Annotated in this window: 19 protein-coding genes; 10 read left to right on the forward strand and 9 right to left on the reverse strand. The window is 51.8% G+C overall.

Annotated elements, in window-relative coordinates:
* Positions 1 to 76: 76 nt before the first annotated feature.
* Positions 77 to 2152 carry an esterase-like activity of phytase family protein gene (locus tag LZ463_RS23375; RefSeq protein ID WP_241458705.1) on the reverse strand — a complete coding sequence of 692 codons (2076 nt, stop codon included), beginning with the start codon at positions 2150 to 2152 and terminating at the stop codon, positions 77 to 79.
* 215 nt (positions 2153 to 2367) lie between these two features.
* Between LZ463_RS23375 and LZ463_RS23380 the strand changes: the two genes are divergently transcribed.
* The gene (locus LZ463_RS23380; RefSeq protein ID WP_241458706.1) at positions 2368 to 3225 is read left to right on the forward strand and encodes a hypothetical protein; all 858 of its coding nucleotides are present in this window, start codon (positions 2368 to 2370) and stop codon (positions 3223 to 3225) included.
* A gap of 4 nt (positions 3226 to 3229) precedes the next feature.
* On the opposite strand, the gene LZ463_RS23385 is transcribed toward LZ463_RS23380, so the two are convergent.
* Both LZ463_RS23385 and grxD read right to left on the reverse strand, forming a co-directional pair.
* Positions 3230 to 3832 (reverse strand): UbiX family flavin prenyltransferase, encoded by a 603-nt coding sequence (locus LZ463_RS23385; protein ID WP_241458707.1) that lies wholly within the window; start codon positions 3830 to 3832, stop codon positions 3230 to 3232.
* Between the two features lie 7 nt (positions 3833 to 3839).
* Entirely contained in the window at positions 3840 to 4151 is a 312-nt protein-coding gene (grxD, locus tag LZ463_RS23390; protein WP_241458708.1) for a Grx4 family monothiol glutaredoxin, read from the reverse strand.
* Between the two features lie 313 nt (positions 4152 to 4464).
* Here grxD and LZ463_RS23395 point away from each other — a divergent pair, with 313 nt between their 5' ends.
* The 3 genes from LZ463_RS23395 (at position 4465) to LZ463_RS23405 (ending at position 10376) form a co-directional block, all read left to right on the forward strand.
* A complete protein-coding gene (locus LZ463_RS23395; protein WP_241458709.1) occupies positions 4465 to 6609 on the forward strand; it encodes a TonB-dependent siderophore receptor in 2145 nt (714 codons plus the stop codon).
* Positions 6610 to 6712: 103 nt separating this feature from the next.
* Positions 6713 to 8338, forward strand: coding sequence for a histidine-type phosphatase (locus tag LZ463_RS23400; protein WP_241458710.1), 1626 nt, complete (start codon positions 6713 to 6715; stop codon positions 8336 to 8338).
* Positions 8339 to 8528: 190 nt separating this feature from the next.
* Entirely contained in the window at positions 8529 to 10376 is a 1848-nt protein-coding gene (locus LZ463_RS23405; protein ID WP_241458745.1) for a sigma-54-dependent Fis family transcriptional regulator, read from the forward strand.
* On the opposite strand, the gene LZ463_RS23410 is transcribed toward LZ463_RS23405, so the two are convergent.
* The 3 genes from LZ463_RS23410 to LZ463_RS23420 all read right to left on the reverse strand — a co-directional run bounded on the left by LZ463_RS23410 (position 10377) and on the right by LZ463_RS23420 (position 15309).
* Positions 10377 to 10766 (reverse strand): DUF779 domain-containing protein, encoded by a 390-nt coding sequence (locus LZ463_RS23410; protein WP_241458711.1) that lies wholly within the window; start codon positions 10764 to 10766, stop codon positions 10377 to 10379. It lies immediately after the preceding gene.
* 390 nt (positions 10767 to 11156) lie between these two features.
* Positions 11157 to 12677 carry an aldehyde dehydrogenase gene (gene adh, locus LZ463_RS23415; RefSeq protein WP_241458712.1) on the reverse strand — a complete coding sequence of 507 codons (1521 nt, stop codon included), beginning with the start codon at positions 12675 to 12677 and terminating at the stop codon, positions 11157 to 11159.
* A gap of 286 nt (positions 12678 to 12963) precedes the next feature.
* A complete protein-coding gene (locus tag LZ463_RS23420) occupies positions 12964 to 15309 on the reverse strand; it encodes a Tex family protein (protein WP_241458713.1) in 2346 nt (781 codons plus the stop codon).
* Between the two features lie 415 nt (positions 15310 to 15724).
* Between LZ463_RS23420 and LZ463_RS23425 the strand changes: the two genes are divergently transcribed.
* From LZ463_RS23425 to LZ463_RS23450, 6 genes are all read left to right on the forward strand, one after another.
* Positions 15725 to 16915, forward strand: a complete 1191-nt coding sequence (locus LZ463_RS23425; protein ID WP_241458714.1) for a toxin-antitoxin system YwqK family antitoxin — start codon at positions 15725 to 15727, stop codon at positions 16913 to 16915.
* A gap of 28 nt (positions 16916 to 16943) precedes the next feature.
* Positions 16944 to 17888: an alpha/beta hydrolase family protein gene (locus LZ463_RS23430; protein ID WP_241458715.1), complete on the forward strand. Its 945-nt coding sequence runs from the start codon at positions 16944 to 16946 to the stop codon at positions 17886 to 17888.
* Positions 17889 to 18132: 244 nt separating this feature from the next.
* Positions 18133 to 19632, forward strand: a complete 1500-nt coding sequence (locus LZ463_RS23435) for a COG3014 family protein (protein WP_241458716.1) — start codon at positions 18133 to 18135, stop codon at positions 19630 to 19632.
* Positions 19633 to 19666: 34 nt separating this feature from the next.
* Positions 19667 to 20068 (forward strand): YcfL family putative periplasmic lipoprotein, encoded by a 402-nt coding sequence (locus LZ463_RS23440; RefSeq protein ID WP_241458717.1) that lies wholly within the window; start codon positions 19667 to 19669, stop codon positions 20066 to 20068.
* Between the two features lie 50 nt (positions 20069 to 20118).
* A complete protein-coding gene (lpoB, locus tag LZ463_RS23445) occupies positions 20119 to 20733 on the forward strand; it encodes a penicillin-binding protein activator LpoB (RefSeq protein WP_489686146.1) in 615 nt (204 codons plus the stop codon).
* Between the two features lie 18 nt (positions 20734 to 20751).
* Positions 20752 to 21591 (forward strand): hypothetical protein, encoded by an 840-nt coding sequence (locus LZ463_RS23450; protein ID WP_241458719.1) that lies wholly within the window; start codon positions 20752 to 20754, stop codon positions 21589 to 21591.
* A 153-nt stretch (positions 21592 to 21744) separates the two neighbouring features.
* Here the strand turns inward: LZ463_RS23450 and LZ463_RS23455 are convergent, their stop codons facing one another.
* The 3 genes from LZ463_RS23455 to LZ463_RS23465 form a co-directional block, all read right to left on the reverse strand.
* Positions 21745 to 23397: an alkaline phosphatase D family protein gene (locus LZ463_RS23455; RefSeq protein ID WP_241458720.1), complete on the reverse strand. Its 1653-nt coding sequence runs from the start codon at positions 23395 to 23397 to the stop codon at positions 21745 to 21747.
* A 61-nt stretch (positions 23398 to 23458) separates the two neighbouring features.
* The gene (locus LZ463_RS23460) at positions 23459 to 23851 is read right to left on the reverse strand and encodes a hypothetical protein (RefSeq protein ID WP_241458721.1); all 393 of its coding nucleotides are present in this window, start codon (positions 23849 to 23851) and stop codon (positions 23459 to 23461) included.
* A gap of 106 nt (positions 23852 to 23957) precedes the next feature.
* Positions 23958 to 24287 (reverse strand): hypothetical protein, encoded by a 330-nt coding sequence (locus tag LZ463_RS23465; protein ID WP_241458722.1) that lies wholly within the window; start codon positions 24285 to 24287, stop codon positions 23958 to 23960.
* Between the last annotated feature and the right edge of the window lie 97 nt (positions 24288 to 24384).

Consider the following 24384-nt stretch of genomic DNA (forward strand, 5'->3'; position numbering starts at 1 on the left):
GTTGTTTGCAAAAAAGCCGCTGATAATCCAACAGTACATCGGCGGCTTTCTGTCGGTAAAGACAAGATAGGATGGATCAGGACGGAACGTTAAAATCCGCCAGTTTCTTGCTGAACTTGAACAGCCAGATACGGTTAGGTCTTTCCGTATCGGCGCCGCGGGCAACGCGCATGGTATTGCCTGCAGTACAGCCCAGGGCGCTGGCAGTGGTCGTCATGGCGCCATTGGCATCGACAGTGCACTTGGTGACGTCAGCGCCAACGACGATGGCGCCAGTAGGGTCAACAATCACAGTCTTCATGCCAAAGTCATCATCATTGGTCAGCGCCAGGGTGTTTTCATCGACCAGAGCCAGACCTTCAGCTTTTTCTGCCAGCCAGCCTGCATTGTTCAGATCAAACAGCACAGTTTTTTGAAGCACGACGATATTGGCATAATTGACGCCATTCACTGCAGCACCCGTCATGCTGCTTTTTTCCAGGTCCGTACCCATGCTGGCGATGTCGGTAGCATTGTTTGGCACCTGCACCAGCATCAGCTTGTTGAAAGCCTTGCCGTCAGGGTCAGTGCCCTGTTCTATGACGATGAACTTGCCATTGCCGAGTGACACCAGATCGCCCAGTTTGGCGTTGCCGGTTTTGCCAGAGGTGTATTGTGTGCTGTCTATGGGGTAGGCATACAGCCTGGTTTTTTCTGTCGCCGGATCAAACTCTACCCAACGGTTGAACTTGGCATAGTCCTTGATACTTTCGCTGGTAGCGACTGTTGCACCAGGCACGACATAATTGGCCTTGCCATCGTCAAGCGGGCTTTGTACGAAGCCATTGAGCTTGCCGGTAGCAACTTCCAGCGACAAGCCTTCCATGCCACGGTTGGCGCGGCGTTTCAGCAAGACCGCCGGTAAGTCACCCGCACCTGTGCCAGGCTGGTATTTTTTCAGGATGATGCCGGTGGCGATGTCTATCTTCAGGATGAAGGGGCCATATTCATCCGATACCCAGAGTACACCACGCGCCGCATCATAGACGATGGATTCGGTATCAAGGCCATAGTCGCTGAAGGTGGTCTTGCTGCCGGCGTCATACCTGGCTGCATCATTCAATGGTACTTCTGCAGATGAACCAAGCTTGCCAGCAGCGATGGATAAACCCGAGGCATTGATGGTAGAACTGAATTTGATCGGCGTGACAGATTTCAGTACCGCTCCATCCTTGCCTATGCTGATCAGGCCATACGATGGTGTGAAGCTCGGAGACGGGAAGAATTTGGCATCACTGGTGCCTGTTGCACCAGCTGTGACGACAGCGTTGGGTACCTTGGGGCCATCGCCATTCGGGCCACGATCGGTAATGCCATAAAACTCCAGCGTGCCATCGGCTGCTTTGCCTTTGAATGTCAAACCAGAACCATAGGATGGCAAGAAGCCTTTGGGGAACTCTGCCCTGACGGCAGCATTATTGCCTTCATAAGGTACAAAGAAATTATCGGCAGCCTGTATCTGGTAACGGGTGATGGCAGCGCTGACCGTACCCAGTGCATTGCTCTGTGTGACTGTTTCTACGACAGGTGTACCTAGTCTGGATGCCATGGTGTCTTCAAAATGTTCACGCACCAGGGTGCGGCGGCCGGCATCTACCGTGCGGCTCTGGTAATTGCCCGGCAGTTTGGCCAGCAAGGCTATCATGCTGGCATTGAATGTCGCAGCCGGTGCATTAAAGTCCAGCGTCTGGCCGGCCAGAGCGGTTTTAACAGCGGCAGAAATCTTGATGCCGTTGGCCACATCATTGTCTTCATCAAGCAATTGCAGGGCCAGCAGGCGGTTGACTACGCTATCGTCCTTGACGTTGCTGGAGTTGGCCAGGTTCAGTGGTGTAACGGTGGTAGCGCAGGCCGTGGAGCCAAGTGTAATACCGCCGACAGAGAACACCAGACTGTCACCGGTGTTGCAGATGTAACCACCACTACTGGCCGTGCTGTTTTTGCTGCCACCTGCTGCAGTGTAGTCCAGCCCCTCAACTGCCGCATCAAGAAAAATCCCGTTCACGGGGCTAGGTGTGGGCGTCGTGCTGACTGTGCTGTTATTGCTGCCGCCGCAGGCTGCCAGCAGGCTTGCTGTTGCCAGTGTCGTCAGAGTCAGCAATGTAGGCAGCATTGGGGTTTGCTTGCTGTACTTCATGGAGTGACCTCGTGGATATTGATGAAAAGCGAATCGATGGAAGGCGAAAATCCAGCGAAGTTACACCATGCGTATGACCCACTTATGACATGGTGACATGCCTTTTCTTGACAGGACCGTAGCTGATCCGTCACTGGTCCGTCATATTTGACACCTATAGTGTGCCCACCAAAAACTGTGGAGAGCACATCATGTTGAAAACATTGACTGTAAGATCGACCATGCGCGCGGGCCTGGCTGCGTTGGCAATGCTGGGGGCGGGGCTGAACCTGGCAAGTGCTGCCGGCAATATGGTGCCCGACTATGAAGTGAAGTTGCTGATGAACCCGAATGTGGTTCTTGATGCAGACCACAAACTCAAAAGCACAGTGCTCAGCACCTTCAATATGCCAACATCCGTAACCAAGATGAATGTGCTGTTCATGGACACCAATGCCAGGGATATCTACAACAACACCTGGATAGCACGCCTACGCAAGACCGAAGGCGAGAGCAATTTTGAACTGACTTACAAAAAACGCTATCCCATAGACAATGGCAATATCAGTGAAGCCCTGTATAAAGCCAGTGCAGATGGTTTTGATTCTTCAGAAAAGAATTATGAAGCCCAGATCGAATGGGGTTATCAAAAGAAAACCCTGAGTATTTCCAACACAAAGACGGACAGCAAGTCCGGTTATAGCGGTATGGACTTACCATCCAGCAGTGATTCGCGCAGCCTGCTTAAAAAGAATATTCCCGGCAAGATGGACAACTGGCAGTATAGCGGCTGGGGCAAATCCATGCTCGATAATTCACGCAAGTATGGTCCAATACTGGCCAAGCGCTCTGTCGGCACCTGGAGTGGTCAGAAACTGTACATCGAAGTCTGGCCCATATTGAACCAGGCGGGCACAGGTATTGAGTACATCGTCGAAGCCTCTTTCAAGACCACGAGCGAAGCAACAGCGTCCGCCAAGCATGATGAACTGCAGGCTTACCTGATATCTCGTGGCTGGTTTGTGGCTGAGGATTCGCTCAAGACCCAGCTCATCATGGATCGCTATTGATTGTTCAGGGGCTGTCTTTGATGCCTTGCCAGCGTGGCGTCAGGTCATGTGGCAAGGCAAACATGTCGAGGACGCGACCGACGGTATGGTCTACCATCTCAGCGATTGTCTGGGGGCGATGGTAAAAGCCTGGCAGGGGCGGGAAGATGACGCCGCCCATTTCTGTCACGGCCGTCATATTGCGCAAATGGGCGAGGTTGAAGGGAGTTTCGCGCACCATCAATACCAGATGGCGACGTTCCTTCAGGACGACATCTGCAGCCCGGGTGATCAGGTTATCAGACAAGCCATGGGCGACGGCTGCCAGGGTTTTCATTGAACACGGCGCGATGATCATGCCGTCTGACAAAAACGAGCCACTGGCAATGCTGGCGCCGACATCACGCACATTGTGCACCACATCGGCCAGGGCTTCGACATCCTTGCGCTTCAAGTCCATTTCCTGATACAGGTTCAGTACCCCTGCTTCTGAAATCAACAAATGACTTTCCACATCGGGGATGTTGCGCAAGACTTCCAGCAGGCGTACGCCATAGACTGCACCAGTCGCGCCGGTGATGGCGACGATCAGGCGTATGGCGCGTTTCGGTGTGCCTGCATCTGTCATGCGCTTCTTAGTCTTTCAGCAAGGCTTGCAGTTCGCCGCTTTCAAACATTTCATTCATGATGTCGGAGCCGCCGATGAATTCGCCTTTGACATACAGTTGTGGGATGGTAGGCCAGTTGGAATAATCCTTGATACCCTGACGCACTTCCGGGTCTTCCAGCACATTGATGGTCACCAGGTTTTGCACACCGCTGGCTTTCAACACCTGTACTGCACGGCCAGAAAAGCCGCATTGCGGGAACTGGGCAGTTCCCTTCATGAACAGGACAACAGGGTTTCCGGTTACGGTTTCTTTGATCCAGCTTTGAACGTCGCTCATGGCTATCTTCCTTAAAATACTTGAATTGCGAATACCTGCATTATAGAGGAAAGCGGCGCTGCCTGCCCCTGCTATAGCCGGGCTAGCGCTGCTTCTGACGTGTTGCGATGCGTCATAGCCGGGTAACAATCCACCTCTAGGATGACGCATCCGTAAAGACATGCGAAAAAATCCCCAAACTATCAGACGTCTGGCGATGTTTTATTGCTTAAATATCAATTGTCATTAAAGATATTTTTGCACATGTTTTAAATCAAACCACAGAGCTGAGCAGGCGTCCCCTGTACGCCCGGGCTTTTTTTCATCGAACTGTATGCACACTACTTTCACGACTTCCACAATACTTCGCTTTGGCAAACTGCACACCGCTTTGATGAGCGCCGGCTTGTGTGCAGGGGTCTGGCAAATCCCCGCAGCCTGTGCGGCAACAGAAGCTGACAATATGAGCAGCTCCGGCTTGTCTCAAGTGGTGATCAAGGCGACGGTAGAAAAAAAGAAGCTCGGTGACAATGTCAGCAGTGGCGTGCTGGGCCGCCGGTCTGAACTCGATACACCATTTTCCACCAAGGCCGTCAGCAGCGATGAAATTGAAGACAGGCTGGCCACCAGTATTTCTGAAGTCATGAAGTACGATGCTTCGGTCACTGCCATCAGCCCGCCTATCAGTACCCATCCGGCCACCATACAGATGCGGGGCCTGCGCCTGGATGATCTGAATGGCTACAAGATTGATGGCCTGGCCAATATCAATCGTGGCACCGAGATGCCGCTGGAAATGTTTGAAAGCATAGAAGCGCTGAAGGGTTTGTCCGGCTTTATGTACGGTTTTGGCTCGCCTGGCGGCATCATCAACTACGTCAGCAAACGTCCGACAACAGAAAAAAGTTTCAGTGCTGCCCTTGGCTACCAGCAGGGCGGGGCAATCAAGGAACATATAGATGCTGGCGGCCGTCTTGGCGAAAGTGAACGTTTTGGCTATCGCCTCAACATGCTGCATGAAGATGGTGGAGTGGCTGAAGAAAGCGGTACGGTCAATCGTAACGCCCTGGGTCTGAATCTCGATTTCCGTGTCAATTCCAGCCTGCTCATCAACCTGAATGGCATCTACCAAAAACGCAAGACCGTCGGTGGCACGGATGTCATTACCAGCACCTTGTATGCATTGCCACAGCCAATCAGCGGCGATACGCGGCTGCATAGCGAAGGCGCTGGCAGTGATGTGGATTACAAACTCGCGACCCTGGGTGTAACGTATCTGCTGGTGCCAGACTGGACGGTCAGTATCGCGTATCGCGGCTCTGATTCAACACGCATCTACAAGAAAGACCAGTATTACCTGAGCAGCGACAGCGGCAACTACCGCGACCGCGTGACCTCGGAATACCATGGCTATCAATTTTCGCAAGTACAGGCCGGGCTGGAAGGCAGGTTCATCTCGGGCTTCCTGCAACACCAGATCACTGCCGGCGTCATGACGCAGGAACTGACATCGACTTCATCCGTCGTCACGCCCAAAGTCTATCTGGGGACCGGTAACCTGTATGCGCCGACCATCATTTCCGTGTATGGCACCAACTACAGCGGCGGTACTTATGAAGATGAAAAAACCAAGCAGGACGCCGTGTTTGCCAGCGACACGATCAGGTTTAATGACAACTGGTCCTTGCTGACCGGCTTGCGCTATACCCAATTCAGAGATACTGCTTACACGACAAAAAATACCGTTGCTGCAGCTTATGCAGCCAACAAGAGTACGCCCACGCTGGCCTTGATGTACAAACCTGCAGCCGATACCACCGTGTATGGCAGTTACGTCGAAGCCCTGGAACAAAGCGCCAGTGCGCCCAGCTCAACCGTCAATGCCAACCAGACTTTTGCTCCCCTGAAGAGCAAGCAAACTGAAATAGGCATCAAGACCGAACGCAGTTCGTGGAATGCCAGCGCATCATTGTTCCGTATCGAACGTGCCGCCCAGTACACGAATAGCGCCAATTATTTTGTCCAGGATGGCCGCAGTCTTTACCAGGGCCTGGAATTTAATACGGTCATCCAGGCAGCGAAAAACCTGTCGATTGAAGGCGGTCTCATGCTGCTGGACGCTACGCTAAAAGACGCGTTGCCCGCCGTCACCGGCAAGAATGCCGTCGGCGCACCCAGGAAACAGGTTTCCATCCAAATGACCTGGCGCCCCGAAGTCCTGCCTGGCCTTGCCCTGCATGCCGGCACGCAATACCTGGGTGAACTGGCGATGGATGCTGCCAATGTGCATACGCTGTCAGCGTATAGCCTGTTTGATGCAGGGTTTAATTATCGTGCAAGAATGGGCGGTAAAATGGTCAGCATACGTGGCAATATTTCGAATATTGCCAATCGCAAATACTGGACCTATTACCAGGAAAACTATCTGAACGTTGGTTCACCGCGCACAGCAAGTGTGAATGTCAGGATAGATTTCTAAGAACCTGTATACGATCTTATCCCGCTGACGCACGCTTGCTACAGATCGTAAATTTTATCGGGCAGCTGCTTCAGGCAGTTGCCTTTTTTGATTGAACTAGCTGATGATGAAATCTGCACCCTTCAAGCCGCTTTTATTACTCGTCTGTCTATTGTCATGCTCTGTCAATGCTGCAACGACAAATGCCCCCGTTGCTGAACCGGCAGTGGAGCGACACTATCATACCAAGACCCCTTATCAGCCGCAGCAGGCAATGAGCAGTTACCAGCTTGTACCTGCTGGGTATACCGCCGTGTACACGCAGATGCTGGCAAGACATGGATCACGCGGACTGACTGGCATGAAATCAGACCTGGCTTTTTATAATCTGTGGTCACAGGCACAAAAGGCGGATGCACTGACTGACCTGGGCAAGGAGCTGGGGCCTGACATACTGAAGCTGATGCAGGCCAATTTTTTATTGGGTTATGCCGTGCCCGGTATCAGCAAACCAGGTTATGGCAACGAAACCCGGCAAGGAATAGATGAGCATACAGAGCTGGCGCGCCGCATGCATGAGCGCCTGACAGGTTTGTTCCAGACTGCATCGCATGTAAGTGCTGATAACGCCAGTCCGAGAAAGATACTGGTACTGACCTCCGGCAAGGACCGTGCCGTCGACAGCGGTTATTTTTTTACGCAATCCCTGCTCAGGCAACAGCCGGGTTTGCAGGCGTCGATTGTGTATCCCGCTTCACTGACACCAAGGGAAGACAAGCGTCCTCAATCAAGGCAGCCCGGTACAGACAGATTCCTGCTGTATTTCCACAAGCTAAGCGGCACACAGGATAAGGTGACTGATGCATCGGACCCGCTATATCCGACCTATGCTGCCAGTCAGGCTTATCAAAGCTATCTGAAGAGCCGGGAATTGCAAGCGCAGGAAGCACAGATACTGTCCCAGCCTTCGCTGGCAACTGCGGCGCATGCGGTGCTGGCACGGCTGTTCCATACCGGCTTTATCACTGAGCTGGAGCAGGGACGTATCAAGGCGGGCAACACAGGCACTTACAGTTTTACCAGCGAAGATGGTAAATTCTCCAACCAGCTTACCGGGGATGGCGAGACAGAAATCAGGTCGCCGGTTGAAGCTGCCCTGGCGCTGTACGAGTTGTATAGTGCCGCTTCCAATATGCAGGTGGAACTGGCCCGCCTGTCTTCGGGTAAATTCACTGCTTACATGCCGTCAGAGCAGGCCAGGGTTTTTGCTGCAGCCGATGATGCCATCAGCTTTTACAGCAAGGGGCCAGGCACAGTGGAAAACGCCGATATCACTTTCCGTATGGCCGGCATCTTGCTGGCAGATTTTTTCAGAGAAACCGATGCCATCGCCAGTGGCGATCTCTCCCATCTGGCCAAGCTCAGGTTCGCTCATGCCGAGATCATGATACCCATGGCCAGCTTGCTCGGTATCGAAGGCATGTCAACGCAACAGCCGCGTAGTATGTTGTACCAGTACAGTAACAACGCATGGCGCGGTGAGCAGGTGGCGCCCATGGCTGCCAATATACAGTGGGATGTCTATGCCAACAAACAGGGACAGACCCTGGTCAGGATGCTGTATAACGAGCGCGAAACCGCATTCAGACGCGATTGCGATGCAGCGAGAATTTCACCGGACAGTTATTTCTATGACTATGGGCGTTTGAAAAATTGTTACCAGCAACGGATTTCTGTGTTGAAGAATTGAAAAATAAGCAATGGCATCTGTAGCAAGCTGACACAATATATCCGGCAGAGCCCTTTTCAAGGGTGTAACATGTGGTCAAAAGAAAAAGATGACATGTTGCAGGAGGCAGGCAATGCAGATGCGGAATACATCATTTTCACCGGAATCGACCCAGCATGAGTCTGGCGTGATTCCTGCTTTATCAGACATCATGATAGAACAGGCACATCAGCGTTCAGCAGCCTATGGCATACCCCGTAGTGCCACGCCCGACTATGGCCCGCTGGGCAAGGGTGACCTGAAACAATTGCTGGAACAAAACCGGGTCTTGTACCAGCATGCCGTACCCGTCATGGAAACCCTGTACGAGCAAATCATCAATACTCACAATATGGTGATATTGACGGACGTGAACGGTCTCATCGTTCATACCCTGGGTGACGCTGATTTTCTCGAAAAAGCTGATCGCGTTGCACTGAGCCCTGGCGTTGCCTGGTCAGAAAACAGCAAGGGCACAAATGCCATAGGTACGGCGATTGCCGAAAAAACACCGACCATCGTGCATGCCGACCAGCATTACCTTGAGGCCAATAGCTTCCTGACCTGTTCTGCATCCCCGATTTTTGATGTCACGGGCAATGTCATCGGTGTGCTGGATGTTACTGGTGACCAGCATAATTTCCACAAGCACACCATGGCCCTGGTGCGCATGTCGGCGCAGATGATAGAAAACCAGTTGTTTGCTTCTTCTTTTCAGGATGCCATCAAACTGAGTTTTCACAGTCGTCCTGAATTTTTGGGCACACTGATGGAAGGCATCGCCTGCTTTGACAGCGATGGCCGCTTTCTATCGGCCAGCCGCAGCGGCTTGTTCCAACTGGGATTACCGCTGTCTGCCTTGCAGACACATACCTTCAGTTCCTTATTCGGTTTACCGGTGTCAGCACTGCACGAACATTATCGTACCGCGACACCGGGTTTGCTGACGCTCTGCCTGCATAATGGCGTGCGTGTGTATGCCAGAAGTCAGAGCCTCAAGCGACCTTCCGCCGCAGCCAGGCATGTGCTGGACAATGCGCGCGAACCTCAGATGGCAGAAACCAAATCCAAGCTGTCCAGCCTGCATTATCTCGATACCGGTGATGAGCAACTTGCCCGTGCCATCGATAAGCTCAAACGTGTCATCGGTCGTGATATCTCGATACTGGTGACGGGCGAGACCGGCACAGGCAAGGAATTGCTGGCCCAGGCCGTGCACAATGATTCACCGCGTAAAGCAGGCCCCTTCGTTGCCGTGAATTGTGCGTCCATACCAGAAACCCTGATTGAATCTGAATTATTCGGCTATGAAGATGGTGCATTCACCGGCGCTCGCAAGAAGGGCAATATAGGCAAGATCCTGCAGGCGAATGGCGGCACGCTGTTTCTCGATGAAATCGGTGACATGCCCCTGAATTTGCAAGCCCGTTTGCTGCGGGTCTTGCAGGAACGCATGGTGACACCGCTGGGCAGCAGCAAATCCATCCCCGTCAACCTCGCCCTGATCTGCGCCACCAACCGTAACCTGCGCGATATGATAGGCAAAGGCGAATTCCGTGATGACCTGTATTACCGCCTGAATGGTCTGGTGGTGCGCCTGCCGCCACTGCGCGAGCGTACAGACCTCGATGTCGTCATTGCCAAAGTCCTGGCGACAGAAAGCGAAGGCAGACAATACAGGATTGCTCCTGCAGTCATGCAGCTATTCCATGCCCATGGCTGGCCTGGTAACTTCCGTCAATTGACGAATCTCTTGCGTACCGCCATCGTCATGACAGACTCCGATATGGAAATTCGGCTCGAACATTTGCCTGAGGATTTTCTCGAAGACATGGAGGTAGCACCTGCGCCAGTCACCATCGCTGTGACTCAGACATCAGCCAGTCTGGAGGCATTGGAAGTCGAAGCAATACAGCAGGCGCTGCAACAGCACCAGGGTAATGTTTCTGCAGCGGCCAAAACCCTGGGTGTATCGCGCAATACAATTTACCGCAAGCTGGCGGTTTTGAAGAGTGATTGATCAAGCTTGCGGGCCGTGCAAAACAGCAGTACCCAGCAAATCATTTTCTTCATCCGTGAACAGACGCGAGCGAGTAAGAAAGCGCTTGCCCGTGCCATTGTCGAGTGAAAACATGCCACCCATGCCCGCCACGACATCAATGATCAATTGCGTGTGCCGCCAGTATTCAAATTGGTTGCTGTCCATATAAAACGGCGTGCCATCCAGATCACCGAGATACACATCGGCATCGCCTATGCCATATTCATTCCTGGCATAACACAGGGGCGAACTGCCATCGCAGCAGCCGCCGGACTGAAAAAATAGTAGCGGGCCGTATTTGCTTTGCAGCGCACTGATAAATTCCATTGCGGCGGGTGTGGCGGTGACGCGGGCGGGGGTGGTAGTCATTTTGATTGCATTGGTCGTTTTTCGTTAAAACCAAAAGGCTCACCACAGAGACACGGAGACACAGAGAAGAGCAAGAGAAAACCTGAAATGATGGATTTTTAATTTCATCTCTGCGTTTCATTTCTGTTGATGCGTAGAGAAGTCACTGGGACTTGCTTTGACTTTCTCCTGTTTTTCTCTGTGGTGCAGCAGGGAATTCAAATAGCATGGCTACTTGCCTGTGGAACGAAGGCGGCATGCAGGCCGCCTTTCCTTCCTCTGTGCCTCTGTGGTGAGAGGTTTTGAACTTAAGGAACCTCTGATTAAGTCCAGTACACCATTTGTAAGTTATTGATTTTTCGAGCATTAATTTTACGATTTTGGACTTAATCAGAGATGCCTTAATGAATACTAAAAAAAGCCCATTGGATTCGGGTCATAGCTCACCAGCAGGTTTTTGGTTTGCTGATAATGATCCAGCATCATCTTGTGATTTTCACGTCCTATGCCGGATTGTTTATAACCGCCAAATGCCGCATGTGCCGGATACAGGTGGTAACAATTGGTCCAGACACGGCCAGCCTCAATAGCGCGGCCAACGCGGAAGGCGCGAGAACCGTCGCGCGTCCACAGACCTGCACCCAGGCCATACAAGGTATCGTTGGCGATGGACAGGGCTTCTTCTTCATCCTTGAAGGTGGTCACGGAGACTACTGGTCCAAAAATTTCTTCCTGGAAGATGCGCATCTTGTTATGCCCCTGGAAAATCGTAGGCTTGACATAGTAGCCATTGGCAAGCTCGCCACCAAGTACATTTCTTTCACCGCCTATCAGCAGTTGCGCGCCTTCCTGTTTGCCTATGTCCAGGTAGGACAGGATTTTTTCCAGCTGTTCCTGCGAAGCCTGCGCACCTATCATGGTGGCGCTATCGAAAGGATTGCCCTGCTTGATGGCGGCAACACGTTTGATGGCGCGCGACATGAACTGGTCGTAAATGGATTCCTGTATCAACACGCGCGAAGGGCAGGTACAGACTTCACCCTGGTTCAGGGCAAACATGGCAAAGCCTTCCAGACACTTATCGAAAAAGGCATCGTCTTTGTCCATGACATCGGCAAAGAAGATATTCGGAGATTTGCCGCCGAGTTCCAAAGTCACAGGAATGAGGTTTTGCGAAGCATATTGCATGATCAGACGGCCAGTGCCTGTTTCGCCGGTAAATGCAATCTTGGCGATGCGCTTGCTCGATGCCAGTGGCTTGCCAGCTTCAAGACCAAAGCCATTGACGACATTGAATACGCCAGGTGGCAACAGGTCCTTGATCAAATCAACCAGTACCATGATGGAGGCGGGTGTCTGCTCTGCCGGTTTCATGACGATGCAATTGCCTGCGGCCAGCGCCGGTGCCATTTTCCATACTGCCATCAGGATAGGGAAATTCCATGGAATGATCTGGCCGACGACGCCCAGTGGCTCATGGAAATGATAGGCGTAAGTCTGGTCATCGATCTGTGACACAGTTCCTTCCTGCGCACGCAGGCAGGCGGCAAAATAGCGGAAGTGATCAATCGCCAGCGGAATATCGGCCGCCATGGTTTCACGTATGGGTTTGCCATTGTCCAGGGTTTCTGCCGTTGCCAGCAGACTCAGATTGGCTTCCATTCGGTCGGCAATCTTGTTGAGTATGTTGGCACGGTCAGCAGGGGAAGTCTTGCCCCAGGCTTTTTTTGCGGCATGGGCAGCATCAAGAGCGAGCTCCACATCTTCTGCCGTTGAGCGCGCCACTTCGCAAAAGGCCTGGCCGATGACGGGGCTGATGTTCTCGAAATACTCGCCTTTGACAGGCTCTACGAATTTACCACCTATAAAGTTGCCATAGCGTTTGGTGTAAGGATTGCTGATACCGAGTTTACTGATGTCTGCCAGATTCATGATGGTGGTCTCCGTTGTTTGTTAGATGGTGTGCATAAGCTGCGACACAGGGATAACAACGCAAACGGCGTGCCATGCCGCGAAAGTTTTCCTGAAGGAAAGCTGTGGCAGGTGCAGACTGGAGATAGGGCGGGTACAGAAGGGAATTTATTAGTGGTGCTGGCGAAGGGATTAGCTGAGAAGAGGTCAGTGAAAAAATCCAGGTGTCACATTATTTCGCAACATTGGTCAGACTGTCCCAATTTGGGACAGTCTGACCAGATGATGGAATTACTTATCGACTTGATTACCCACGCAATTTCGCAAACGCCGCCGCCATGGCGTTATTGGCAGGCGCAGGCGCTGATTGTGACTTGTGCTGGCTCATGCGCTTGGCATCATTACGGTCGCCACGCTGTTCAGGCTTGCTGCCAGCTACAGGTGCTGCATCGGTCAGGCGCATGGTCAGGGCGATGCGCTGGCGCTTGACATCGACTTCCAGTACTTTGACCTTGACGACCTGGCCCGCCTTGACGACGGTATGCGGGTCCTTGACGAAGGTGTTTGACAAGGCAGAGATATGTACCAGACCATCCTGATGCACACCAATATCAACGAAGGCGCCAAAAGCAGCCACGTTGGTGACCACGCCTTCCAAAATCATGTCGGGGCGTAAATCCTTGATTTCTTCTACGCCATCCTTGAAGGTAGCAGTCGTGAATTCTGGACGCGGATCACGGCCTGGTTTTTCCAGTTCCCTGATGATGTCGGTGATGGTCGGTACGCCAAATTTTTCATCCGCGTACTTGGCAGGGTTCAGCGACTTCAACAAGCCAGCATCACCGATGACGCCCTTCACATCTTTCTTGATATCGGCCAGAATTTTTTCTACCAGCGGGTAAGATTCAGGGTGGACTGCCGATGCATCAAGCGGATTGCTGCCATTCATGATGCGCAAGAAACCGGCAGCCTGCTCAAAAGTCTTATCACCCAGGCGCGGTACGGCACGCAAATCAGAACGTGAACTGAACATGCCCTTGGCATCGCGGAAATTGACAATGCTTTGCGCTACGCTCGATGACAGGCCGGAGACGCGCGCCAGCAAAGGAGCAGAGGCGGTATTCACGTCGACGCCCACCGCATTCACGCAATCCTCAACAACGGCATCGAGTGAGCGTGCCAGTTGTGACTGGCTGACATCATGCTGGTACTGACCTACACCGATGGACTTGGGATCGATCTTCACCAGCTCTGCCAGCGGGTCTTGCAGGCGGCGTGCAATCGATACTGCACCACGTATCGATACGTCGAGATCAGGTAATTCCTTCGAGGCAAATTCAGAGGCGGAATACACCGATGCACCCGCTTCAGAAACGACAATCTTGGTCAGCTTGAGTTCAGGCTTGAGCTTGATCAAATCACCCGCGAGTTTGTCGGTTTCACGCGAAGCCGTGCCGTTGCCGATAGAGATCAGCGAGACATTGTGCTTGGCTGCGAGTTGCGCCAATACATGGAGCGAACCATCCCAGTCATTGCGTGGCTGGTGCGGGTAAATCGTCGCATGTTCAACCACTTTGCCGGTCGCATCAACGATGGCTACCTTGACGCCGGTACGCAGCCCAGGGTCGAGGCCCATGGTCGCGCGTGGGCCAGCAGGTGCTGCCAGCAACAGAGCCTTGAGGTTGCGCGCGAAAACATTGATGGCTTCAATTTCTGCGGTCTCACGCAGCTTGCCCATCAATTCTGTATCAAGATGCATGAAGACTTTGACACGCCAGGCCCAGCGCACGGTATCGACCAGCCATTTGTCGGCAGGGCGGTCCTTCTGGCTCACGCCAAAACGGGCAGCGATGCGGCTTTCGCATGGGTTCAGCGGTGCGTCCCATTTTGGTTTTTCTTCTTCGCTATCCAGACGCAGGCTGACTGTCAGCATTTCTTCACGGCGGCCACGGAACAGGGCCAGGGCGCGGTGGGAAGGGATAGTGCCCAGGGTTTCTGAATAATCGAAATAGTCAGCGAATTTTTCACCGGCTTCTTCTTTGCCTGCGACAACTTTGGATTCGACAATGCCGTGGTCATTCAGGTATTCACGCAGGGACTGCAACAGGGTCGCGTCTTCCGAGAAACGTTCCATCAGTATCTGGCGTGCACCATCAAGGGCGGCTTTGGCATCCGGCACACCAGGGTTGTCGCCATTGTCGGTAGTGAAGGCTGGCCTCAGGTAATTCGCGGCTTCGGTATCCGGGTTCAGCATGGGGTCAGCCAGCAAGGCATCTGCCAGTGGCAACAGGCCAGCTTCAACGGCGATCTGGGCCTTGGTACGACGTTTGGGTTTGTACGGCAGGTACAAATCTTCGAGACGGGTCTTGTCTTCGGCATGGCTGATGGCGTCCAGCAGCACTGGTGTCATCTTGCCCTGTTCTTCTATCGAGGCGATGATGGCGGCGCGGCGGTCTTCGAGCTCACGCAGGTAGCGCAGGCGCTCTTCCAGCAGGCGCAACTGGGTGTCATCGAGGCCACCGGTCACTTCTTTACGGTAACGGGCGATAAACGGGACGGTTGCGCCTTCGTCCAGCAAGGCAACAGCAGCGGCAACCTGAACCGGCTTGGCAGCCAGCTCTACGGCGAGTCTTTGTTCAATCGAAGGCAACATAAATCCAGAATCCAGACAATAAAAAAGCAATCAAGGCGCAGATGATACGCAATTTGCGGCTTTGCGCTAGTCTTGACATGGCGCACAGACTAGGCTTAGCGTTGACAAATATGGTTAAAATTTTCATGTCTGGATGGTCCGGCGGTTGGCTGTCCTTGCGTGTTCCTGTTTTTTGAGGCGTTAAAGCCAGCATTTAAGGTAGTTAAATACTGTTGATTTTCTACTTGTCCTTCATTGGTGATGATGTAAATTTGATAATAAAATGTGTAAGTAACTGTTTTTTTGCAGTCAATGCCATTTGGTTTGATCTAGGCTATCAAGAAAATTGCTCATGAATTTTGAATGTGAATCCAGGTTGTCAATGTACTCAAGGCGGATCCGAATTGGCTCCAGTTATTATTTTATTGTCAGGCATATGGTAATTAAGCCCCTTTCTTTGGCCCTCAATGCACTCGTCAGTGTTGCTGCACTTTGCTCTGCATCTGTATTTGCCGTGGAGGATTGCGATATCAAGGGTGAATCAGTCAATCCGGCCAATGGCAATACGACGGCCGGTAAGACCGGTATCATGAAATGCAAGGACAGGGATAGCGGCAAGCTTGTGCGCGAACAGGAGCTACGTGCTGGTGTTTATATTGGTCTGGTAAGGTATTACAAAGACGGAGTGCTGTTCAAGGAATTCAGTGTCAATGAAAAAGGAAATACCGATGGTAAGTTGCGTGAGTTTGCACCTAATGGCCAGGTATTGCTGGAAGAAAACAATATCAATGGCAGTACACGTGGTCTGGTGCGCACATGGTATCCAAATGGTGCATTGAAACGGGTTGCTTTCATTGGGGACAATCCACGTGAAAAAGCTGCTGTCCGATATACTCAGGACAAGCAATTGAGTGAGCTCGAATGTGGTGACAAGCCTTTGCTGGCGCCACATGCCAATGATGCCGCACTGTGTGGCTTTCAGGGCAAAACTTCCGTTGTGCAATTGTTTTCTGACAGTGGCAAGCTGAAGAGCCAGTTCAGCCTGCTGGCAGGTGTTAGTCAGCAATCAACTTATTTTCACGACAATGGCAAGCCAGAAACGGTAGAAGAAGTTGGTCCCAAACAAAAGACACGCAGACAATATTCTGACAAGGGTGTGTTGCGCAAGGAAATGGTGTGGAATGTCAGTGAAAAACCGCCAGTGATAGAAAAAGAAACTGAATATCACGAAAGCGGAACCAAAATCCGTGAGCAGGTGTTTGGTTTGTCCGATAAGGATGGTCGCCGTCAGAACCGCCTGATTTCTGATGCCAGTTTTTATCTGAATGGCCAGCCCAGGCGCAGTGAGAAATTCAGCCTGGAAGGCAAGGATGAAATCAAGGAGATCCGTCAGTTCTATGATAACGGGCAGATGTCTAACCTGGAACGCTATGTTGTTGAGGGGCGCTATCGCGAACGTGCCTTGGGCATACACCAGCATTTTTCACAAAATGGAAAACTGATGCATGAATCGCATTACGATGATCGTGGGCGTATACAGCGTGAACGTGTCTGGGATGAGACTGGCAAGATGATCAGTGATGATCAGGTCTTTGAAGATGGTTCGCGCAAGGCTTACGCAAAATAACTGACTTTCTTTGCATGGAATTATCTTGATGTTGCGTCTGCCCCGGAGTTTGCCGGTCTTGTTTGTCGGTCTGGCATGCATGGTATTGCAGGCTTGTGCAGTGCAGTCATTGCGTGCAGAGCAATTTGCTTTTCAGGATGGTCAGCGGGCCATTTATTTCGATATTGATAAGGCTGGCAGGCCTGGGCAAAAAAATGCAGGGCAGCTTGAAAACCTGGTGTTCGTTGTCTCAGGCTCTGATTGCATCAGCATGGGCCCGTTTTTACCGCAATACTTTACTGGTCTTGGTGAGGAATCGGGTAGTACAAAAATCCTGATCATGCACAAGCGCCATATCTTGCCAGGTTCGAATGGGCATGATTGCGGGCAGGCGTATGTCCGTGATGATCATCTGTCGCGCTGGCAGCAGGACCAGCAGGAATTCATCGCCATGCAATTGGCTGCGCTGAAAAAGACAGGCATACAGGTAAAGCGTATTATTCTGTTCGGCATTTCTGAGGGGGCGGAACTGGCACCCCTGCTGGTCCGTCAGGCGAGTGCGACACATCTGGTCCTGTTGTCACATAGCGGTTTGAACGCACTGGATGCCTATCGTAGCCTGGCCTCGCATCACGCGCACATGCAACAAGGCTGGTTGCAATTACAGGCAGCCATGGCAAGGCAGCCAGATGATCAGGAGGCCAGTCGCATACATGGACGCAGCTGGCGTTACTGGTCCGAGATTGCCACGGTGACACAGCAACAGAATTTGTTCAATGCAGGTTTACCCGTTTTTCTGGCAGCAGGTCAGGCTGATCCTGTGATCATTCAGACGGCGATCAGTGATTTGCAGCAAAGTTTTCTGGCTTCGGGCAAACCTATCCGTATTGCACTTTATCCGGATGCTGACCATGGATTGAATTCCCCGGCTAAAAACTACCTGCCGGATTTCATGCATCAGGTCGATAATTGGCTGGTGGAAACAATGCCTTGAGTTGCAATTTGATCCGGTTTGTTCTTTGGCGTTTAAGGGAAGAAATTTGCCGGGCGGAAATTGCGTTTATCGCGAGGAAAATTTAATTACAAATCGTTACACATCTTCGATTTTGTAGCAGTTAATTGCATGACAAAAATACAAACGCTTACTATACTTAATGATTGTGCTTTTTGCGCAGGTACCTCCGTGCGTGCAATTTGTACTACTTTCTTGTTCCCTCAATCTATACCTATAAAAAATCATGCGACTCTCAAGTCTTACCTATACCCCGCTGGTTGCTGCTCTTCTGTTGACTGGTTGTGTGACAACACCAACCCATGACAGCAAAGTAGCCGCTTCACTTTCAGTTGCCAAAACCGGGCAGATTGATGAGGCGATACGGCAGGTAGAAGCACAAACCCAGGGTAACAATAAAACCGACCTGTTGCTGAATCTGGAAAAGGGCGAATTGATGCGCATAGGCAAGCGCTATCAGGACAGTCAGGCAGCCTTCGAAGTTGCTGATGCCAAAGTGAAAGTATGGGAAGAAACCGCCAAATCATCTCCGCAGAAATTGATGAGCCAGATTGGTGCCACCATCATGGGTGACGCCAGCCGCGATTACGAAGGCCAGGACTATGAAAAAGTCATGCTGACCACACGCATGGCGATGAACCGTTTGAATCTTGGTGACCTTGATACGGCCCGTGTTGACATCAAGCGTACCCATGAACGTGAAGCCGTGATTGCCGAGTTTCGTTCCAAGGAAACAGCCGAAGCTGAAAAAGAAGCCAAGGATAAAGGTGTCAGCAGCACAGGCAAAGAGTTGAATGGCTATCCGGTGGAAACACTGAATGATCCTGAAGTCCTGAAACTGAAAAACGGCTACCAGAATGCACTCAGCCATTATCTGGCCGGCTTCGTCTACGAAGCGCTGAACGAACCAGGCCTGGCAGCTCCCGGTTATCGCAAGGCGATTGAATTGCGTCCTGATCTGCCCGTACTTGAGGACGGTTTGAAAGGCCTGGATCAACGTACCAGTTTCCGCCGCAAAAAAGGTGTGACTGACGTTCTGTTTGTCATCGAAGCAGGTAATTCGCCAGCGCGCCAATCCAAGAAAATTGCCTTCCCCGTGCCGACTGGTCGCGGCCTGATTACGGTGTCGTTCGCTTTCCCGGTTATTTATCCTGATCCAAATGCACCCTTGATAGGCAGTATCAAGGTTGGCAACCAGATGTTGCCAACGGCGCTGGTAACAGATTTTAACGTCATGGCGCGCAAGGCTTTGAAAGATGAATTGCCTGGCATTTATACCCGTGCCGCAGTGCGTGCAGTGACCAAGGGACTGGTGCAGGACCAGGTGAATAAAAACTTCGGGCTGCTCGCCGGCCTGGCTGCCAACGTTGCCGTTGCCGCAACCGAGAGCCCGGCAGATGATCGCATGTGGCGCAGCCTGCCTGACCGCGTATTTATCGCACGTGCCTTTTTGCCGCCGGGTGATTATGATGTGAACTTTGGGGGTCGTGGCGACTCTACCAAGCTGACAGTTGATGGCCGTTACATGGTGGTGCCTGTCCGTATTTACCAGGATAAGACTTACCTGGGCGACCAGGCCAAATTCGGCAGTGTAACGCCTGTGGCGCAATTGCAGGCAGAGCCGGAAGTCAAGGCTGCCGAAGTGCCGGCAAAGTCAACTGGCAAAGCCAAACCCAAAGCCAAACCGGTAGCAAAAGCAGGTGCGGTTAATGGTGCTGCTCAATAAGAAATTCCAGATCCAACAGACGACAAGAGGATATATGAAACAGATTTCCAGACAAATTGCAGCATGCGCAACCGTTGCAGCGGCTCTGCTGGCTGCCCCGGTCTTTGCTAATGATGTCCCTAATGCTGCGTCACCTGGCATTGCAGCCAAGTTGATGGTGCGTGGCACGCTTGAGGGTGTACAGGTCACGGATCTGCGCTCACAACGCAAAAACGATGTGATGGTCGTGCAGGCTGAAGCGATCAATCTGACCAACAGGGATGTACGTATTTACTATCGTTTTCGCTGGACTGACGCTGCCGGGATGCAGGTTGGTGATGGTGAAGTATGGAAGCCACTGATGATACTGGGTCAGCAAAGCCAGTTCATCAAAGGTACGGCTTATGGCCCGCAAGCGACTGATTTCAAGATTGAAATGAGTGCAGAGCCACGCTGATCAGGGCAAGAACAAGATTACAAGAACAAGATTAATTTTACGGGGTATATATGAAAAAGATGTCTTCACTTTCCAAGAACTGCGCACTGGTGGTTTTGCTGGGCCTGGGTCTGAGCGCATGCCAGACTCGCTTGTCGCAACCTACCGTCAGCCTGGCGCGCCAGGTCACCTATGGTGATAACAAAGCCGTAGAAACGGTGACCAACGAGTTCGGCTCCACCGATTTGCAAATGATTGCAGAAAAAATGGTTGGTTCCCTGCTGGAAGATCCAGTACTGGCAAATCGCCCCACCATGACTTTGGCTGGCGTTCGTAACAAGACCAGCGAGTATATCGATACCAAGTCCATCATGAACAGCATTCAGACTGCACTGGTAAAGAGCCGCAAGGTCAAGTTCACCCGTAGTGCAGATGAAATGCAGCAAGGCGTCGATGAGTTGCAGCGTCAGAACCAGAGTGGCCTGTACAAGGCGCAAGGCAAGGCCAAGATCGGCAACATGACTGCCGCCAAGTATTCGCTGGAAGGCGAGATTGTTTCCATCGTCAAGCAAAATGCCAATACCAAGGATGTGTTCTATAAAATGACATTGAAACTGTATGACGTTGAAGATGGTTCCATCGAATGGCAAGACGAAAAAGAAATTCGTAAAACTTCCAAGCGCTAATCCTTCAAAGGAAATACGATGTTGAATCTTAAAAAATTGATGGCAGGTCTGTTCTGCACTGTGGCGGCATTTAGCGTCAGTGCAGCTGAACAAAAAATTACCATCCCAAAAATCGCCGTGACTGATCTGACTTATGAAGAAAAAGTCAGTGAGTATTTCCGCGTGGTGTCCGCTTCAAGCAAGAGCAGTGTCAGGGGTAGCTATAGTGAACGCGAAACCGATCACAGCTATTCCCAGCGTGGCAATGTGAATGCCAAGAGTGAAAGCAATTACTACGAAGCCGAAGGTTTTTATACCTACATCGACCGTGGTGAATTGAAGACTTATACTGCTGATCTCAAAGGTGCGCTGATCAAGGGTGGTGGTGTGTCCCTGGTGCAGGCTCGTCCCTATGTTGGCAAGCCTATGGAAAAAATCTATGACATCATAGGCCGCATCAAACAGGGCATGTACCCCGGTGCTGATTATGTCTTGTTTGGCACGGTCAGTAATATCCAGTTCCGCCAGGAGAGCAATCAACTTCAATATGGCAATTCCATGACAGCCAGCCTGTCGCTGGACCTGGTCGCCGACTTCAGCCTGATCAATACCAAGACTTATGAAGTCAAGGCAGCATTCAGCGCTAGCGGTTCTGGTGTTGACACCAAGATCATCAGCCGTGCCGGTGACCGTGTTGTATTCAACCGTGGCAAAGTGATGCAAGAAACATCACGCAGCCTGGCAGATGCAGCGTATGATGAATTGCTGGTGCAATTCGGTGCACCGCGTGGCGCTAACCGTGGCCAGTATGGTCATGGGCAGACTGGTCAACCTGTCGTGCCTGTACAGAATACAGAGCCTGTGACCGTCTACAAGTAATGAGTTGTAGTCTTTGATGTACCTGAAAAATGGCTGCCGTTGAGGCAGCCATTTTTTTTGCCCGGATGATCCCGGGTTGATGATGCATGGAATGGGAAACAGTTAAAAAATCAGGCATGTTTGACATGCCTTGGTTTTGCCGATACGGGGCAATCATGCTTCCGGATCGATGCCAACCTGATACAGCTTCTTGCCGTCAATATCGTGGATAGAGACGGTCATGACCTTGGTTTTGGCATCAATTTTTGCGATGCCAAAGAATTGCAGTAATTCTGTCGGCGGACGGTTTTGTTTCATGTCTTTCGGCACGCTCACGTATTTCACGTCAGGGCCAAAAGTCTGGTCAACTTCATTTGACCCGAAGGTGCCGGCATTCAGAGGGCCGCCGACAAATTCCCAGAAGGGTTTGAAGTCGGTGAAACTGGCTTTTTCAGGTGTGTAATAAGTGGCTGCTGCATAGTGGACATCGGCAGTGACCCAGACGACGTTCTTGATATGGTGTTGTTTGATGAATTTCAGTATCTCGGCAATTTCCAGTTCACGTCCCAGTGGCTTGCCATTGTCTGCATTGGCCCAGGCTTCATAGGTGCCCTTGGGGACATCGGGATTGAGGTCGGGTACCACGATGGAGATGGGCATGTCGCTGGCAATGACTTTCCAGGTTGAGCGCGAACGCAACAAGGATTGTTTTAGCCACTGCAACTGTGCATTGCCAAGGAAGGCGGCATCCTTGTCCAGCGCGGTCTGGCGATTGGCAGAATTATTGCCGCGGTAACTGCGCTCATCAAGCATGAATACTTCCAGTAGCGGGCCATAATTGAACATGCGGTAAATACGATCCGGGTCATTTGTATCAATGCGGTAGGGATTGTATTCAAACATCGCACGGCGCGCATTTCTTGCCAGGGTATTCAAGTCACGCTGCTGATAACGTTTCTCTGTTTCGCCTATCTGTTGTCCGGGGTACCAGTTGTTGCGTACTTCATGGTCGTCCCACTGCACCAGGAATGGGACTTCGGCGGCGAAGCGGCGTTTGTTCGCATCAAGGAAGTTATAGGCAAAGTTGCCACGATAGTCGTCAAGCGTCTCGGCAACCTTGGATTTGGCCGGCGTCACCAGATTGTTCCAGATACTGCCGTCATCGAGCTTGACCTGGGCCTGTATGGGACCGTCAGCATAAATTTGGTCACCGGAATGAATGAAGAAATCCGGGTTGAAGCGGCGCATGCTTTCATAGATGCGATAACCACCAAAACCTTCATTGATGCCCCAGCCCTGACCGGCTTCGTCACCAGAGAATGCAAAAGTGATGTCATTCGTAACACCACCGGGTATCAGCAGGCTGCCGCTGACGGCTTCGCTGATGGCAGATGGGTTTTGCACATCCTGGAAACGTACACGATAGTATGTTCGGCGACCTGGCGTCAGGCCGGACAGGTCGATGCGGGCAGTGTAATCGGTACTGGGCAGTGCCAGTGGTCCTTCCAGGCTGCGGGCATTTTTGAAGGCGTCGTTATTGGCGTATTCGATCAGCATGCGAGCAGGCCGGTCACTGCGACTCCATATGATGGCCCGGTCTTTGTTGATGTCGCCACTCATGACACCGCAAGGCAGAAGCGGGCGTGATCTGTCTGTTGTGACCAGGGCTGGAGCCTGACCATCGGCAAAGGCAAAACCTGGCAAGGCAAGGCTGCCCAGCAGGGCGCCTGTACTGGTGCCGGCATTGCGCAGGAACTGGCGGCGCGTGAATTGAGTAGTGTGCTGATGAGCACCCTGAGCGGCGTCTGGCTTGTTATCGTCTGACATGACTATCCAATAGAGGTGATGGGAGTCCCTCATTGTAGAGGCAGAGTATGACTAAGGCATGTCAGGATGATAGTGCAGAATTCCAGGCTGGGACGAGTTCGGTTTCACGGCGTTTCTGACGATAGTCAAAGACGGTGCCAAGCGTAACGACAAGCATTCCCAAAGGCAGGAGACAGGCGCAAATCAGGCCAAGCACACCAAGATAGGGTGAACGCGCCAGCACACCTTCATAGGGCTTGAACATGGCGGGTTGCGGTGGCAGGTGATTATTCTTGTCCAGAATGCTGACCATCAATACCGGTTCTTGCAAAGGGGCAGATGATGAGTTCGCGCAGGCAGGTCTGAAGTCTTCCTGGAATGTCAGGTGGCGATACAGATATTCAGCACTGCAGGCTTGTGCCTTGAAACCGGACAACAGGCAAGCCAGGAAGAAAATCAGATGTATATACTTCATGGCGTATTGATTGGGTTCAAGTCAGGTCTCGCCTGCCTGGTTCCACCATAACTGTGGTGTGGCAGGTATGGCTCGCACGGGCGAAGCTTGGGTTGATGCCCCGTCATCACGCTTCTGTCATTGGTGAGCACCAGGTTCTTTTGGTCAGTAAAGGCAATGCCCCAGGTTCACCAGACTCTGTTGCGCGACTTTGTTTCCACGGCGACTCTATTCTTTCTATACCATGGATTACGCCGACCTTTACATTGCGCATTTTCATATTGATGGTAATCAGTGTCTCCATCTGTTCCTTGTGTGTCGGGTTTGCGGTCGCAACCCAGTAGATTTCATCAATTTTCCAGCTGTCTGCCGTGACGCTCTCACGCCCGTGATAGGCGCTGCGCTGGCTATTATTGCCTGTTGTCCGGGAGATGATGTCTATCGATACCATGTTCATGTTTTGCTCTCACTGATTAAGTCATCACAATACTGCGGCTACGCTTTGCCAACCCGGGCAAGCACTCGTTGAGCCTTGTCCGGGTTAGTGGCTGCTT

The sequence above is a fragment of the Undibacterium paludis genome (assembly GCF_022568815.1).
In the GTDB taxonomy this organism is placed as follows: domain Bacteria; phylum Pseudomonadota; class Gammaproteobacteria; order Burkholderiales; family Burkholderiaceae_D; genus Undibacterium.